Here is a 13,596-nt window from a genome sequence, read left to right as displayed (position 1 = left end):
CCGGTCTCACTGTTCTTCGGGGGTATTCGTGACTCTGCTTTCTACCGACGAGGTCGACCTCCAGGAGCTCGCCCGCCAGGCGGTCCTGCAGGAATACCGGCTTCCCTACGGCGAGGCCGGCGGGAAGCCCGTGGAGAAGCCCGATTACGAGACACCGCCTAAACTGCTCAACCTCGTCAAGCTCGCGGTGCGGGTGAGCGGCATGGACGCCGGCGTCATCAACATCATCACCGCGGACCAGCAGCACCAGATCGCCGCCGTCGGAGTGGACGCCGCGGTGTGCTCGCGCGACGACTCGATGTGCTCCAAGGTCTTCACCAGCGGGGCGATCACCGCCCTGTCGGACGCCTCCCTCGACCCGCGGTTCGCCGACAACCCCTTCGTCAACGGCGGCATCGCCCACGTGCGCTCCTATGCGTCCGTCCCGCTCGTGACCGGGCGCGGGGCGGCCCTCGGCACCCTCTGCGTGTTCTCGCCGACGGTCCGGGCGTTCCAGGCGGAACAGCGGGAAGGGCTGGAGATCCTCGCACGGCAGGTCGTGGAGGTCCTCGAACTGCAGTTCAAGACACGTCAGCTCGTCGAGGCCCTCGAGGTGGTGCGGCGCAGCAACGAGGACCTCGCAGGATTCGCGGCGCGCGTCAGCCATGATCTCAAGAACCCGCTGACGGCGATCCTCGGCTACACCGAGCTCAGCGAACAGGACGACGACGTCGCACCCGCCGGACCGGCGGCGCGCTACTTCAGCATCATCCGGGGCAGCGCCAGCCGCATGCTGTCCACGGTGGAGGAGGTCCTCGAGTTCTCCCGCATCGGCGGGACCATCAATCGCCGGGCGGTCCGCCTGAACACGATGATGAACGCCGTGCTGCAGGACGTCCTGCCGCTCAGCAGCGCCTGCGACGCCGTGGTGACCGTGCAGGACGCCGAGCTGACGGTCGATCAGGCGCAGGTCACCGCGCTGCTGCAGAACCTGGTGGCGAACGGCATCAAGTACTCGACGCCCGGGTGTCCCCCGCGCGTCGAGGTGATCGCGAGCGTCGGTGAGACGCAGGTGCTGCGCGTCGTCGACCACGGCAAGGGCATCGACCCGGCGGACCGGCAGCGGGTCCTGGAACCCCTGGTGCGGCTGCACCGTGACGGCGATCCGGCCGGCAGCGGGATCGGCCTGGCGACGTGCGCACGCATCGCCGCGGCGCACGGAGGTTCGATCAGCCTCACGGAGACACCCGGCGGCGGCATCACGGCGACCGTGGATCTCGGGTCCGCCTGACCGGGTTCCCGGGTCCGGCACCCGGATCCTGCACCGTGCTGACGGGCCTGCGGTCGGCCTGCCCGGACGCTAGAGTCCCTGCGCCTGCAGTTCCTGGACCTGGTCCGCGCGGGCGAGCGGGAGGCGGAACGCGAAGGTGGACCCTTCGCCGACGACGCTCCGGCAGGTGATGGTCCCGCCATGGCGTTGGACGATCGCCTGGGAGATGGCGAGCCCGAGGCCCACCCCCGGGATCGCCGCATTGCGGGCTCCTGCGGTCCGGAAGAACTTGGAGAAGACGCCCTTCTGCTCCTCCGCCGTCATACCGCTGCCCTGGTCGGTCACGCTGCACTCCACCTCGCCCTCGACCTCGCGGGCGCGGATGGTCACGCGTCCACCGGCCGGGGAGTACTTGATCGCATTCGAGAGCAGGTTGTCCAGCACCTGGCCGATCCGGGAGGCGTCGCAGAGCGCGACGAGCCCCGGATCGGTGAGGTCCTCGAAACGCACCAGCGGGTTCGTGTTGCCCTGCTCGGCCGTGGACACGCGCCGGCCGACGAGGTCGGAGAAGTCCGTGGGCACCGGGCTGATCTCCGGGGACCCCTCCGCGGTGGAGAGCAGGTCCACCACGAGCTTGTGCAGCCGCTCGGAGTTCCGTGACACCACCTCGAGGCCGGAGGCGACCTCGGGGTCGAGGTCCGGCGTCCCCAGCAGCAGTTCGAGGTAGCCCCGGATCGCGGTCAGCGGGGTCCGCAGCTCGTGCGAGACGGTCGCCACGAACTCGTCCTTCGCGTTCAGGGCGGTGACGAGTTCCGTGACGTCGTTGAACGTCACCACGGACCCCTCGCGGTCCCCGGCCTGGTTGGTCATCAGCCGGGACGACGCCGAGAGCACCCGCTGTCCCGGTCGCTCGCCCCACCAGAGGAGGTAGTCGGAGAACACATGGCCCTCCGCCGCGCGCCGTGTCGGCCGTCGGGCCGCCGGCAGATCCGTCTCGCCGTCCTGCTGGAAGATCCGCAGGGCCGCCTCGTCGGACTCACCGGTCCCGCCGGCGAGCGCGCGGAACTGATCCAGCTTGCGGTTGGCGAGGACCGTCCGCCCGGCCTCGTCGACGGCGGTCACACCGATGTCCACGCTGTTGACCACGGTGTCCAGCAGCCGTTCGCGGCGCGCACTCTCCTCGAGCAGCACCCGCAGGGCGCGGTCCTTCTCCTCCACGACGGCCTGCTGCGCCATCATGCTCGCGGTCATCACGCGGATCGTCACGCCGATGGCGAGCATGATGAAGGGCAGGAGGAAGGACTGCGTCAGTGACTGCGACGTGACCTCGACGTCCGTGACGAAGACCGGCGCCCAGACGATGCCCAGCGAGGCGAGGAAACCTGCGGCGAGGAGGGCCCGCGGATACAGGCCGGACGCGGCGAGCCAGATGATGGGGAACACGGTGAGCAGACCCACCCCGGTGATGACCGTGCCTGCCCCGTAACGCATGAAGCCGATCGGGACGAAGTCGAGCAGCGGGATCACGAGGAAGGCGGCGTACGGGAGCCGGTCCCACGGCACGAGGACGCACAGCGCGAGCAGCACGGCCTGCAACCAGAGACCGATCATGAAGGACCGGCTGGTGAAGAGGTCCGGATGGAAGAGCAGGCCTCCGACGAGGATCAGCAGGACCGTGAGCGAGAGGGGCAGCTGGCTGAGGATCACGCGTGACCGCAGCGTGAGTTCGTGGAACTGCCTCGTGTCGAGCGTCAGGTAGGAGAGCACTCTGTCCATCTGATGGCCGCGCCCCCTGGTGCTCGTCGAACTCGTCCGTCGGAATGAACGGGGCGATTCCCGCCCGCAGCGAAAGAATAACGCGGCAGCCCCGTGATTCCGGGGCGTGAAAGACGGTCGACCCCTCAAGATCGCCTCAAGTTCGCCGCAACAACCCGGTGATTCGGGCGAAGCCGTGTGCCGCGTCCGGAAGGCCGCGCACCGTAGCGTTTAATGAGGACCATGACTGTCGCCCCGGAGATCCGCCGTGCCCTCGTTGTCGAGGACGACGTCGATATTCGGGGCCTGCTCGTCCAGATCCTGAAGCGCGAGGGCTTCGAGGTCACCGAAGCCGCGACCGCGCGCGAGGGGCTGCGCCTGGCACGCGCGGGTGCCGATCTCATCACCCTTGACCTCAACCTGCCCGACGGCGACGGCGTGGAGATCTGCCGCGAGGTCCGCACCTTCTCCGACGCCTACATCCTCATGATCACGGCCCGCACCGACGAGATCGAACGCCTCACAGGCCTCGAGACGGGCGCCGACGAATACATCAGCAAGCCCTTCAGCCCCCGGGAGCTGGTGGCCCGCATCAACTCGCTGTTCCGCCGCCAGAGCCACCAGTCCGCCGTCGACGTCGCGAACGCGGACGAACGCCGGCGTGCCGCCGAGGTGCAGCAGAACCTGCTCCCCCGCGACCGCCTCGTCCTCGACGACTTCGAACTGGCCGGGCGCTTCAGGCCGTCGAGGAGCGTCGGCGGTGACTTCTACGACTGGTACCCGACGCCGGACGGTCTGCACTTCACCGTCGCCGATGCCATGGGCAAGGGCATGGGCGCGGCGTTGGTCGCGGCGACCGTCCGCGCGATCATGCGCTCCGTCGCGTCCCAGCCGAGCCTCGAGACCGCGTTCGCGACGGCGGCGCGGGCCACGGAGGCCGACCTCGACCACACCAGCTCCTTCGTCACGCTGTTCCACGGCCGCCTCGATGCCGCCAGCGGCGTCGTCGGCTACGTCGACGCCGGGCACGGCCTCGCACTGCACGTCGCGGCGGACGGCACCGTGACCCGCCTGCCCTCGGCGGGGCCGCCCGTCGGTGCGTGGCCGGACCAGGTCTGGCCCGCCGCCACCCTGCGCCTCGAGCCCGGCGATTCGCTCGCGATCGTGAGCGACGGCCTGCTCGACATCTACGAGACGGTCGACCAGTTCACGGAGGCGGTGGCCGGCGTGGTCTCCGCGGCGGCGGGCGCCGAGGAGGCCTGCGCGGTGCTGCTGGGTCTGGCGGACGTCCCCGAGGTCGCCGACGACGTCACGGTCGTCATCCTGCGCCACGCGCGGGGCTGACGCTCCCGGCCGGAACCGGGCCGGCAGGACCCGGATCGCGCCCGACGCGCGCGACGATTCACGAGATCCAGCACATGCCGACAGGCAGCGGAAGAGGGAAGAGCAGATGGAATTCACGGTCCAGGACAAAGGCCATTACACCGAGGTCGCGGCGAACGGACGCCTGAACATGGTCGCGGCACCGAAGCTGCGCAAGGTCGTGGACGAGGTGGTCAACGGGGGCGGGAAGCGGATCGTCGTGAACCTGGCGGACACCAGCTTCATGGACTCCTCGGGCCTCGGCGCGCTCATCGGCTGCCTGAAGCTGGCCCGGCAGTCCGGCGGCGACCTGCGGATCGCCGCCGTCCAGCCGCAGGTCACCATGGTGCTCGAACTCACCAGCATGAACCGGGTGCTCACGCCCCATGCAACCGCCGGCGAAGCCTTCGGCAATGACTGACATCCTGGCACGGCGCACCCTCGAGGAACCCGCGGCGGAGCAGGCCATCGAGGACCTGCACGTCCTCCTGGAGCAGTTGTGGCTGGACGCCGCCTTCGTGCCGGCGCCGGACCAGATGGCCTTCACCACCGCGGTGATCGAGGCTGCGAGCAACGTCGTCCAGCACGGCGTCCCCACGGAGGGCGCCACCCTCCTCCTCGGCGTCGAGCTCACCGTCGCCGTCGAGAGGCTCCGCGCCGTCATCAGCGAGATCGGGGCCGCGCCGCTGGACCCTGTGCCCGACCTCGCGGGACCCTCCGACCTCCCCGGTCCGGACGACGACGCGCTGCTGGAGGACTACGACGAGTCCGGGCGCGGGCTCTCGATGATCCGCGCCCTCGTCACCACCGTGACGGTGGAGCGTGAGGGCGACACCAACGTCTGGGTCCTGTCCCGGGACTCCGGCCAGGGCTGACCCGTCGGCAGCCGCTCTCCCGGGACTCAGGATTCGGGGGGCCTGTCACGGGAGGGCCGGCCTGCCGAGGAACGCGGCGATGTCCGCATAGACCTCCCGGGACTCCGGGAGGCGCGGGAACGCCGGGAACACGTGGAAGCCGCCGGGGTGGACCTTCATCTCGACGGCGGCACCGGCCGCGACCGCACGGTCCCGGAAGACCGCCGCGTCCGCCATGCAGACGTCGCGCGTGCCCTGGTAGATCCGCGTGCGCGGCAGGGCCGCCAGCAGATCGTCCGGTGCGCAGGCAGGGCTGACCAGCGGCGTCCGGGGGTCGTCGCCGTCCGCCCACCACAGCCCCGCCTGCACGCCGCCCGCCACGGAGAGCATCGGATCGACGGCGTCGTAGGCCGGGATGTCGGGGTTGGTGGCGGTGACGTCGAGCCAGGGCGAGAAGGCGACGACACGACCGGGCGCGGGAAGCCCGGCGTCCCGGAACGCCCAGGTCTGTGCGACGGCGAGCGCGCCGCCCGCCGAGTCGCCCATCAGCGTGACGTCCTCGGGCGCCGACGTCGTCAGGACGTCGCGGAACACGGACACGAGGTACGGGAAGGCCTCCCGGTAGCTGCTCTCGGGTGCCAGCCTGTACAGGGGCACCGTGACGGCGGCGCCGGTCCGCTTCGTCAGTTCGGCGATGATCCACCAGTGCGGCCGGGCCAGCTCGTTGATGTAGATCCCGCCGTGCGTGTAGATGATGTGCGAGCGGGTCGCGCCGAGCAGCGGGCGGACCGTGATGGTCCTGATGCCGTCGATCCGCTTCTCCTGGATGGTGTGTGTCTGTTTCAGCGTCCACGGGATGGCGGCCGCCGCCGGGTAGCTGCGGCCCGGGTACTTCGCGTTCACCCAGTCGGTGCCGTCCAGGTTCCTCTTCGTCGGCAGGAGGCCGATCAGCCGGGCCGCCACGCGCATCGCGCGTGAGCCGTCCTTCGCCCTCGGCTCCGTCGTCGTCGTGCCGCCCGCGTCCGTGCTCGTCATGGGCCCAGCCTAGTGCCGGGCCGGCCCGGCCCGTCTGTCATGCTGGATGGGCCCTCCTGGCGCCCGTCCCCCGGGCCCCGCGGGCGCCCCCGCCGGAACGCCGAAGGATGAGATGGATACCGCTTCACACGTGGCGCTCGGCGCCGACCTCCTCGGCGTGTTCTTCTTCGCCGTCTCCGGATCCCTGCTGGCGGCCCGCAAGGGCTTCGACCTCGTGGGGTCGCTCCTGCTCGCGTCCCTGGCCTCGCTCGGCGGCGGGGTGGCCCGGGACCTGATCATCAACGTCCCGCCCGCAGCCTTCACGAATCCCGCCTACCTGGTGCCCCCACTGCTCGCCACCGTGCTCGTGTACTTCGTGTTCTCCGGCGTGGAACGCGGCATGCGCGTCCTGGTCGTCTTCGACGCCGGCGGGCTGGCCCTGTTCTGCATCACCGGCACCCTCAAGGCGCTCGATGCCGGCCTGCACCCGGTCTCCGCCGCCCTGCTGGGCGTCACCACCGCGGTCGGCGGCGGCCTGCTGCGCGACGTCGTCGCGAACGAGGTCCCGCAGCTCTTCGACCCACGGGACATCTATGCGCTCCCCGCCATGCTGGGCGCCGTCGTCGTCACCGTGCTCTACCTGACCGGGACCTTCACGCTCGTCACGGGGACGCTCGCCGCCTCGCTCGTGTTCTCCCTGCGGGTCCTCGCCTGGCGCTACGGCTGGCACGCGCCGCTCGCCGCGCGGACGCGGGACGCGCAGAGGTAGCCCGGGCGTCGGACGCGGCCGCTAGGATGGGGGTATCCCCAACCCCACTCCTGGAGTACTTGTGACTGAGCTGTTTTCCGACAAATTCCGCGCCCTGGTGCCCCAGTACTTCGAGGACGAGTGGGCCGAGGAGGACGGCCTGTCCGACGACGAGCTGGCCGAGATGCTCGAGGGCAAGGACTTCGACCTGCCCCTGGCCCTGCGCGACTTCTACCGTGCCGTGGGTGCCACCGAGGACATCATGGAGGCGTTCCACTTCTTCTGGGATCCCGACGAACTCGAGATCGAGGACGGCTTCCTGCTGTTCCTCGAGGACGAGGACGAGGAGTACACCTGGGGCATGCGGGCGGACCAGCTGGACGTCCCCGACCCCATCGTCTGGCGGCGCAACAACGTCCGCGGCGAATGGCAGAGCGAGGAGGGCACCTTCAGCGAATACGTGCTCGACCTGTTCGAGTGGGTCTTCGAGGAGGACGACGAGGACTGATGCCGTTCGCCCACCACGCGCCGGAGGGGTACCGGTGCCCGTTCTGCGATCTCGCGCGAGGGGACCTCGGCAACCCGAGGAACCTCTGCCGTCCGGGCGACGTCATCTACGCCGACGACCTCGCACTCGCGTTCATCGCCTCGCACGGCTTCGACCCCAACCCCGGCCACGTCCTGATCACCCCGCGTGAGCACGTCGAACTGCTGTACGAACTGCCGGATGACGCCGCCGCCCGCATCATGACGCTGACGCGCGACATCGCGATCGCCATCAAGCTCGCCTGGGAGCCCGACGGCGTCTCGACCCGGCAGCACAACGAGCCGGCCGGCAGCCAGCACGTGTGGCACTACCACCAGCACGTCCTGCCGCGCTGGCACGACGACGGCTTCTACTTCACCCCGAAGCGGCCGATCGTGGACCCGGAGATCAGGGCGCGGAAAGCCGACGAGCTGAGGGCCTTCCTGCCCCGCTGAACCACGGCGGGAGTCGGCGATGCGGGGAACGACGGCGGTGGCTAGACGTCCCGGCTGACCACGGCCTGCGCGAAGCTCGCCAGCGCGTGCTTGACCACGCTGTCCGGGAGCGGTTCCAGCGCGGTCACGGCCTCGTCAGCCCACTGCTGGGCCACGGCCCACGCCTCCTGGGTCTGCGGGTGCTCGCGCACGGCGGTGACGGCGGCGGCGAGGGCGTCGTCGGAGGACAGGTCGCCGTCGACGAGCGCGACGACGTCGGCGGCCGACCGGTCGCCCGCGGCCGCGGCGCGGCGCAGCAGGATGACCGGGAGGGTGGGGACGCCTTCGCGGAGGTCGGTGCCGGGAGCCTTGCCCGACGTCACCTTGCGGCCCGTCACGTCGATGACGTCGTCCGCCAGCTGGAACGCGACGCCGACCTTCTCCCCGTAGGAGACCATGACGTCGATGACCTCCCGCGGGGTGTCCGCGAAGAGGGCGCCGAGCTGCCCGGAGGCGGCCACGAGGGAGCCGGTCTTGTCCGCGATCACCGAGAGGTAGTGCTCGAGGGCGTCCTGGCCGTCGCGCGGGCCCACGGTCTCGTGGAGCTGGCCGAGGCAGAGACGTTCGAAGGTGCGCGCCTGGATGCCGAGGGCCTCACCGCCGAGTTCGGAGACGAGGATCGACGCCCGGGCGAAGATGAGGTCCCCCGTGAGGATGGCGACGGAGTTGCCCCACACCTCGTGCGCGGTCGGGGCGCCTCGGCGGTAGGGGGCGGAGTCCATGACGTCGTCGTGGTAGAGCGTGGCGAGGTGCGTCAGTTCGACGACGACGGCGGCCTGGACCACCTTGGCCCGCGCGGGGTTGCCGAGGTGCGAGGCGAGGATGGTCAGGAGCGGCCGGATACGCTTGCCACCGGCCTCCACGAGGTGACGGCTCGTCGCGTCGGCCAGCGGGTCCGAGTGGGCGATGGCGCTGCGGAGCTGCTTCTCCACCTCGGCGAGGCAGGACGACACGGACGGTCCGAGCTCCGGGTCCTCGGCGATGAGGGCGAACCCGGGAGGCAGGCGCACGGCGTCGCCGGGGGTGTCCGCCGTGTCCAGCGCGCTGGTCACGCCCGCGCTGGCCCACCCGGAGTCGAAGGATTGTGTCACGGTCTAAGACTAACCAAGTGAGGCGGCGCTTTGCGCACGCAGGTGACCGGTCAGGGACGGCTGGTTGGAGGTGGGGGGCACCAGCGACTCGAGCAGGTGGATGACGCGGTCCTCGAAGCCCCGGCCGCCGGCGTCCGTGAGGTTGGCGAGCATGCGCACCACGAACCGCATGAGGAGGGGGACGGGCATGCCGGTGCGGAGGGCCAGCGACATGACGGCGGGCTTGCCGATCAGCTGCGCGAAGATGCGGCCGAGCGTGAAGTGGCTCCCCCACTGCTCACGCACGTAGGGCGCGTACCCGGACATGACCTGGTCGCGGCCGAGCGGCGAGCCCACGCCCTGCGCCCGCTCGATGAACTCCGCGGCGTACCGGGCGGACTCCATCGCGTAGGAGATGCCCTCACCGTTGAACGGCGACACCATGCCGCCGGCATCGCCGAGGAGCAGGAGCCCGGGGCTGTAGTGCGGAGTCCGGTTGAAGCCCATGGGCAGCGCCGCGCCACGGATCCCGCCCACCATGTTCGACGGCGTGAACCCCCACTCGGCGGGCATGCCCGCGGTCCAGTCCCGCAGCACCTGCTTGTAGTCCAGCTTGCCGAACTCGGCGGAGGAGTTCAGGATGCCGAGGCCCACGTTGGAGGTGCCGTCGCCGACGCCGAAGACCCAGCCGTACCCGGGCAGGGGCCTGCCGCTGGCGTCGGGCAGCTCGAGCCAGCCCTCCATCCAGTCGTCGTCCGTGCGGGGGCTGGTGAAGTAGGTACGGACGGCGACGCCGAGCGGACGGTCGTCGCGCTTCTGCATGCCGAGGCTGACGGCGGTCCGCGTCGAATTGCCGTCGGCGGCGAGGACGACATCGGCCGTGAAGGTGCGGGTCCCGCCGGTCCTGCGGCCGTCGGCGTCGAGCAGGTTCACGGTGACGCCCGTGACGCGTCCGGCGTCGTCGCGGACGGCGGAGGACACGGAGTGGCCCTCGAGGATCGTGGCGCCGGCGGAGCGGGCATGCCGGGCCAGGGCCTCGTCGAAGCCGAGGCGCGTGCGGACCAGGCCGTAGTCGGGGAAGTCGCTGAGCTCGGGCCAGGGCACCTCGACGGTGCGCTTGCCGGCGATCAGGCGGAGGCCGCGATTGCGGCGCCAGCCCTCGCTCTCGTCGTGCGGCAGGCCGAGCAGCTGCAGTTCCCGCGTGGCGCGGGGTGTCAGGCCGTCGCCGCAGACCTTCTCCCGGGGGAAGAACGTCTTCTCGAGGACCGTCACCTCGATCCCGGCGCTCGCGAGGTAGTAGGCGGCGGTGGAACCGGCAGGGCCGGCCCCGACGATGAGGACCGACATCTAGTGGACCGCCGACGTCCGGCGGCGCAACCGCACCTGGCCCGGCAGGAGCGGTTCCTCGCCCGGTGCTGCGGGCGCCTTCGTGGCACGGTGCACGGCGACGATGCCGCCGTTGAGGTTCCGGTACTCGACGTCGCCCCAGCCGCTGTCACCGATCCAGGCGGCCAGCCGGTCCTGGTCGGGCCAGGCCCGGATGGACTCGGCGAGGTACACGTAGGCGTCCGGGTTGGAGCTGACCTTGCGGGCGATCGCGGGAAGTGCGCGCATGAGGTACTCGGTGTAGGTGGTGCGCCAGAGCGCGACGGTGGGCTGGGAGAACTCCGCGACGACCAGGCGTCCACCCGGCCGCGTGACGCGCAGCATCTCGGCGAGTGCCTTCTTCGGCTCGTTCACGTTGCGCAGGCCGAAGGAGATGGTGCATGCGTCGAAGGAGTTGTCCGCGAAGGGCAGGTTGATGGCGTCCCCCGCCACGAAGTCGATGTCCGGGCGGCGTCGCTTGCCCACCTTCAGCATGCCGAGCGAGAAGTCGCAGGCCACGACGTCGATGCCCGCGTCCGCGTACGGCTCGCTCGACGTGCCGGTGCCGGCAGCGAGGTCCAGGACGCGTTGCCCCCGCTCCGCGCCGACGGCGTCCACGACGATGCGGCGCCATCGGCGCGTCTGCCCCATCGACAGGACGTCGTTGACGACGTCGTACTTGGGCGCCACGTCGTCGAACATGGCTGCTACTTCGTCAGGCCGCTTCTCCAGCGATGCACGATTCACCCGCTCATTATCTCAAAGAAACTCCGATCGCCCGACCGGCGTCCTCCCGACGTGCCGAACCTCACGGCCCCGCACGAATGCGGCGCCACGCCGCGGAGTACGCTTGAGGCATCATGAGCACTCCGTCCCTCACTGCGCTGCCCCCTGCGCCCGGACAGTCCCGCGGACTCCGCAGCATCACCGTGGCGCAGGCGGACATGGACCCGCGGACGGGTCTGCTCGAGTACGTGGTCCGCAACGACGCCCACACCTGGATCCGCCGCGGAGGCGGACTCGTGGCCTACGGTGAGACCGCCCGGTTCACGGTCACCGGCCCGGACCGCTTCACGCAGGCCCAGGAGTGGTGGCGCCGCGAACTCGCCGGCGCGGAGGTGCTGGACGATCTCGGCGTCCCGGGCAGCGGCCTCATCGCCTTCGGCTCCTTCGCCTTCTCCAAGACCTCGCCGCACGAATCGCGCCTGATCGTCCCTGCGGTGGTGGTGGGCTGCAGCGAGGGCCGGGCCTGGCTGACCCTCATCACCGACGACGCCGAGGCCGAGCTGAGCGCGGAGGCGGCGGAAGCGGCTCTCGCCGCCTACCTCATGGAGCCCGACGCCGGGCGTTCGCCAGGCCCCGGCGACCGCCTGGGCCCGGGCGTGCTCAGCGAGGACCAGTACCAGCGTGCGGTCGCCGAGGGCGTGAAGCACGTGCAGGCCGGCGAGCTGAGCAAGCTCGTGCTGGCGCGGGACGTCGTCGCGCACCTCGAGACGCCCGTCGCGACGGCGCAGGTGCTGCGCGAGCTCGCGGTGCGGTACGAGGACTGCTGGACGTACGCCGTCGACGGCCTGATCGGGTCGACGCCGGAGATGCTCATCAAGGTGGAGAACAACACGGCCCGCGCCCGCGTGCTCGCCGGGACCCTGGACCGGGCCGACGCCCCGGCCGGCGACCCCGGCTACGCCGACCGCGTCCTCGCGGGGTCCGAGAAGCAGCTCCACGAGCACCAGATCGCGATCGACTCGCTCACCGAGACCCTCCAGCCGTTCACGAGTTCCATGACCTCCCACAGCGAGCCGTTCGTGCTGCAGCTGCCCAACGTGTGGCACCTCGCCTCGGACGTCACGGCGCAGCTCGCCGCGGACGACGACGGCCGGGTGCCGACGTCGCTGGCCCTCGTCCAGGCGCTCCATCCCACGGCCGCGGTCTGCGGCACCCCCACGACGGTCGCCGGAGCGCTCATCCGCGAACTCGAGCACCTGCAGCGCGGTCCGTACGCCGGGCCGGTGGGCTGGATCGACGCCGGGGGCAACGGCGAGTGGGGCATCGCCCTCCGCGGCGCCGTCGTCGAGACGCCCACGCGCGTGCGGCTCTACGCGGGGTGCGGGATCGTCGAGGGTTCGCAGCCGGAGGCCGAGCTCGCGGAGACGTGGAGCAAGTTCCGGCCGATGATCGAAGCCCTCGGCCTGTCCCGATGACAGGACCCGGATTACCGATGGGCAACCCCTGTCGCCTGTGATGCACCTCTCCTTGAGGCTAGAATCAGCAGGACCGTCCCCCGTTCCACCCCCGTCCGCCCAAGTGAGGTACCCATGCTTTCCAAGAAATCAGCACTGCTGGCCGCCATGGCCGCCGGCGCACTCGCGCTGAGCGCCTGTGGCGGAGGCTCCGACGACGCCGGGTCCGAGGAGGCGAGCGGCCTGAACCTCGTCTCCGAAGGTTCGCTCACCGTATGCTCGGACATCCCCTACCCGCCCTTCGAGTTCGAGGAGAACGGCGAGTACACCGGCTTCGACATGGACCTGATGAAGGAGATCGCCGCGGGCATGGACCTTGAGCTCTCCGTGCAGGACGTCGGTTTCGACGGCCTCCAGAGCGGCGCCGTCCTGGGCTCCCGCCAGTGCGACATCGGCGCCAGCGCCGTCACCATCACCGAGGAGCGCAAGGCGAACCTGGCGTTCTCGGACCCGTACTACGACTCCCTGCAGTCCGTCCTCGTGCCGACCGACTCGGACATCGCCTCGATCGACGACCTCGCCGGCAAGCAGGTGGGCGTCCAGCAGGGCACCACCGGTGCCACCTACGCCGCGGAGAACGCACCCGAGGCGGAACTGGTCCAGTTCCCCTCGGACGCCGAGATGTTCGCCGCCATCCAGGCCGGGAACGTCGACGCCCTGCTGCAGGATCTCCCGGTGAACATCGGCCACACCGAGGACGGCGCGTTCACGATCGCCGAGGAACTGCCGACCGACGAGCAGTACGGCTTCATCATGGCCAAGACCGGCAGCGAGGAACTCGTGGCCGCCGTCAACGAACAGCTGGCCTCGCTGCGTGAGAACGGCAAGTACCAGGAAATCTACGACTCCTACTTCGCGGAGTAGCCCAGCCCTGCCCGTGCGGCCCCGGATGTCCGACGACTCCGGGGCCGTACGGGTG

General features: G+C 70.6%; 14 protein-coding genes. 9 read left to right on the top strand and 5 right to left on the bottom strand.

Annotation, left to right across the window (positions count from 1 at the left end):
- The first annotated feature begins 28 nt into the window (after nucleotides 1–28).
- On the top strand, nucleotides 29–1,270 hold the full coding sequence (locus AC4D2E_RS01195; protein ID WP_490951443.1) for a GAF domain-containing sensor histidine kinase: 1,242 nt from the start codon (nucleotides 29–31) through the stop codon (nucleotides 1,268–1,270).
- A 69-nt stretch (nucleotides 1,271–1,339) separates the two neighbouring features.
- On the opposite strand, the gene AC4D2E_RS01190 is transcribed toward AC4D2E_RS01195, so the two are convergent.
- The gene (locus tag AC4D2E_RS01190; RefSeq protein WP_104168127.1) at nucleotides 1,340–3,025 is read right to left on the bottom strand and encodes a sensor histidine kinase; all 1,686 of its coding nucleotides are present in this window, start codon (nucleotides 3,023–3,025) and stop codon (nucleotides 1,340–1,342) included.
- Between the two features lie 222 nt (nucleotides 3,026–3,247).
- On the opposite strand from AC4D2E_RS01190, the gene AC4D2E_RS01185 reads away from it, so the two are divergent.
- The 3 genes from AC4D2E_RS01185 (at nucleotide 3,248) to AC4D2E_RS01175 (ending at nucleotide 5,241) form a co-directional block, all read left to right on the top strand.
- On the top strand, nucleotides 3,248–4,348 hold the full coding sequence (locus AC4D2E_RS01185; RefSeq protein WP_490951442.1) for a PP2C family protein-serine/threonine phosphatase: 1,101 nt from the start codon (nucleotides 3,248–3,250) through the stop codon (nucleotides 4,346–4,348).
- Nucleotides 4,349–4,454: 106 nt separating this feature from the next.
- Nucleotides 4,455–4,787, top strand: coding sequence for an STAS domain-containing protein (locus AC4D2E_RS01180; protein WP_104168125.1), 333 nt, complete (start codon nucleotides 4,455–4,457; stop codon nucleotides 4,785–4,787).
- The gene (locus AC4D2E_RS01175) at nucleotides 4,780–5,241 is read left to right on the top strand and encodes an ATP-binding protein (protein ID WP_104168124.1); all 462 of its coding nucleotides are present in this window, start codon (nucleotides 4,780–4,782) and stop codon (nucleotides 5,239–5,241) included. Before AC4D2E_RS01180 ends, AC4D2E_RS01175 begins: the two co-directional genes overlap by 8 nt.
- 45 nt (nucleotides 5,242–5,286) lie before the next feature.
- Here AC4D2E_RS01175 and AC4D2E_RS01170 read toward each other — a convergent pair whose 3' ends face one another.
- Nucleotides 5,287–6,255, bottom strand: a complete 969-nt coding sequence (locus tag AC4D2E_RS01170) for an alpha/beta hydrolase (protein ID WP_490951441.1) — start codon at nucleotides 6,253–6,255, stop codon at nucleotides 5,287–5,289.
- A 112-nt stretch (nucleotides 6,256–6,367) separates the two neighbouring features.
- On the opposite strand from AC4D2E_RS01170, the gene AC4D2E_RS01165 reads away from it, so the two are divergent.
- From AC4D2E_RS01165 to AC4D2E_RS01155, 3 genes are all read left to right on the top strand, one after another.
- Nucleotides 6,368–7,003 carry a trimeric intracellular cation channel family protein gene (locus AC4D2E_RS01165; RefSeq protein ID WP_104168122.1) on the top strand — a complete coding sequence of 212 codons (636 nt, stop codon included), beginning with the start codon at nucleotides 6,368–6,370 and terminating at the stop codon, nucleotides 7,001–7,003.
- A gap of 61 nt (nucleotides 7,004–7,064) precedes the next feature.
- On the top strand, nucleotides 7,065–7,490 hold the full coding sequence (locus AC4D2E_RS01160; protein WP_104168121.1) for a hypothetical protein: 426 nt from the start codon (nucleotides 7,065–7,067) through the stop codon (nucleotides 7,488–7,490).
- A complete protein-coding gene (locus AC4D2E_RS01155; RefSeq protein WP_490951440.1) occupies nucleotides 7,490–7,963 on the top strand; it encodes an HIT family protein in 474 nt (157 codons plus the stop codon). Before AC4D2E_RS01160 ends, AC4D2E_RS01155 begins: the two co-directional genes overlap by 1 nt.
- 41 nt (nucleotides 7,964–8,004) lie before the next feature.
- On the opposite strand, the gene AC4D2E_RS01150 is transcribed toward AC4D2E_RS01155, so the two are convergent.
- From AC4D2E_RS01150 to AC4D2E_RS01140, 3 genes are read right to left on the bottom strand one after another with little or no spacing between them, the layout of a single operon-like run.
- Nucleotides 8,005–9,093, bottom strand: a complete 1,089-nt coding sequence (locus AC4D2E_RS01150) for a polyprenyl synthetase family protein (protein WP_490951439.1) — start codon at nucleotides 9,091–9,093, stop codon at nucleotides 8,005–8,007.
- A 9-nt stretch (nucleotides 9,094–9,102) separates the two neighbouring features.
- Nucleotides 9,103–10,419 carry a geranylgeranyl reductase family protein gene (locus tag AC4D2E_RS01145; protein WP_104168118.1) on the bottom strand — a complete coding sequence of 439 codons (1,317 nt, stop codon included), beginning with the start codon at nucleotides 10,417–10,419 and terminating at the stop codon, nucleotides 9,103–9,105.
- Nucleotides 10,420–11,184 (bottom strand): demethylmenaquinone methyltransferase, encoded by a 765-nt coding sequence (locus tag AC4D2E_RS01140; protein ID WP_490951438.1) that lies wholly within the window; start codon nucleotides 11,182–11,184, stop codon nucleotides 10,420–10,422.
- Nucleotides 11,185–11,297: 113 nt separating this feature from the next.
- Between AC4D2E_RS01140 and AC4D2E_RS01135 the strand changes: the two genes are divergently transcribed.
- Both AC4D2E_RS01135 and AC4D2E_RS01130 read left to right on the top strand, forming a co-directional pair.
- The gene (locus AC4D2E_RS01135) at nucleotides 11,298–12,638 is read left to right on the top strand and encodes an isochorismate synthase (protein ID WP_490951437.1); all 1,341 of its coding nucleotides are present in this window, start codon (nucleotides 11,298–11,300) and stop codon (nucleotides 12,636–12,638) included.
- A 114-nt stretch (nucleotides 12,639–12,752) separates the two neighbouring features.
- Nucleotides 12,753–13,541, top strand: a complete 789-nt coding sequence (locus AC4D2E_RS01130) for a basic amino acid ABC transporter substrate-binding protein (protein WP_490951436.1) — start codon at nucleotides 12,753–12,755, stop codon at nucleotides 13,539–13,541.
- Nucleotides 13,542–13,596 lie beyond the last annotated feature (55 nt).

The sequence above is a fragment of the Arthrobacter sp. TJ-265 genome, from assembly GCF_058269135.1.
The sequence above is the reverse complement of the archived record's forward strand: the minus strand, read 5'-3'. Positions and strand labels throughout refer to the sequence as shown.

Bases quoted from the DNA above. Each gene is read 5' to 3' on its own strand.
- AC4D2E_RS01185 (WP_490951442.1), top strand. From the start codon at position 3,248: ATGACTGTCGCCCCGGAGATCCGCCGTGCCCTCGTTGTCGAGGACGAC.
- AC4D2E_RS01135 (WP_490951437.1), top strand. From the start codon at position 11,298: ATGAGCACTCCGTCCCTCACTGCGCTGCCCCCTGCGCCCGGACAGTCC.
- AC4D2E_RS01145 (WP_104168118.1), bottom strand. From the start codon at position 10,419: ATGTCGGTCCTCATCGTCGGGGCCGGCCCTGCCGGTTCCACCGCCGCC.
- AC4D2E_RS01170 (WP_490951441.1), bottom strand. From the start codon at position 6,255: ATGACGAGCACGGACGCGGGCGGCACGACGACGACGGAGCCGAGGGCG.
- AC4D2E_RS01175 (WP_104168124.1), top strand. From the start codon at position 4,780: ATGACTGACATCCTGGCACGGCGCACCCTCGAGGAACCCGCGGCGGAG.
- AC4D2E_RS01165 (WP_104168122.1), top strand. From the start codon at position 6,368: ATGGATACCGCTTCACACGTGGCGCTCGGCGCCGACCTCCTCGGCGTG.
- AC4D2E_RS01180 (WP_104168125.1), top strand. From the start codon at position 4,455: ATGGAATTCACGGTCCAGGACAAAGGCCATTACACCGAGGTCGCGGCG.
- AC4D2E_RS01130 (WP_490951436.1), top strand. From the start codon at position 12,753: ATGCTTTCCAAGAAATCAGCACTGCTGGCCGCCATGGCCGCCGGCGCA.
- AC4D2E_RS01155 (WP_490951440.1), top strand. From the start codon at position 7,490: ATGCCGTTCGCCCACCACGCGCCGGAGGGGTACCGGTGCCCGTTCTGC.
- AC4D2E_RS01190 (WP_104168127.1), bottom strand. From the start codon at position 3,025: ATGGACAGAGTGCTCTCCTACCTGACGCTCGACACGAGGCAGTTCCAC.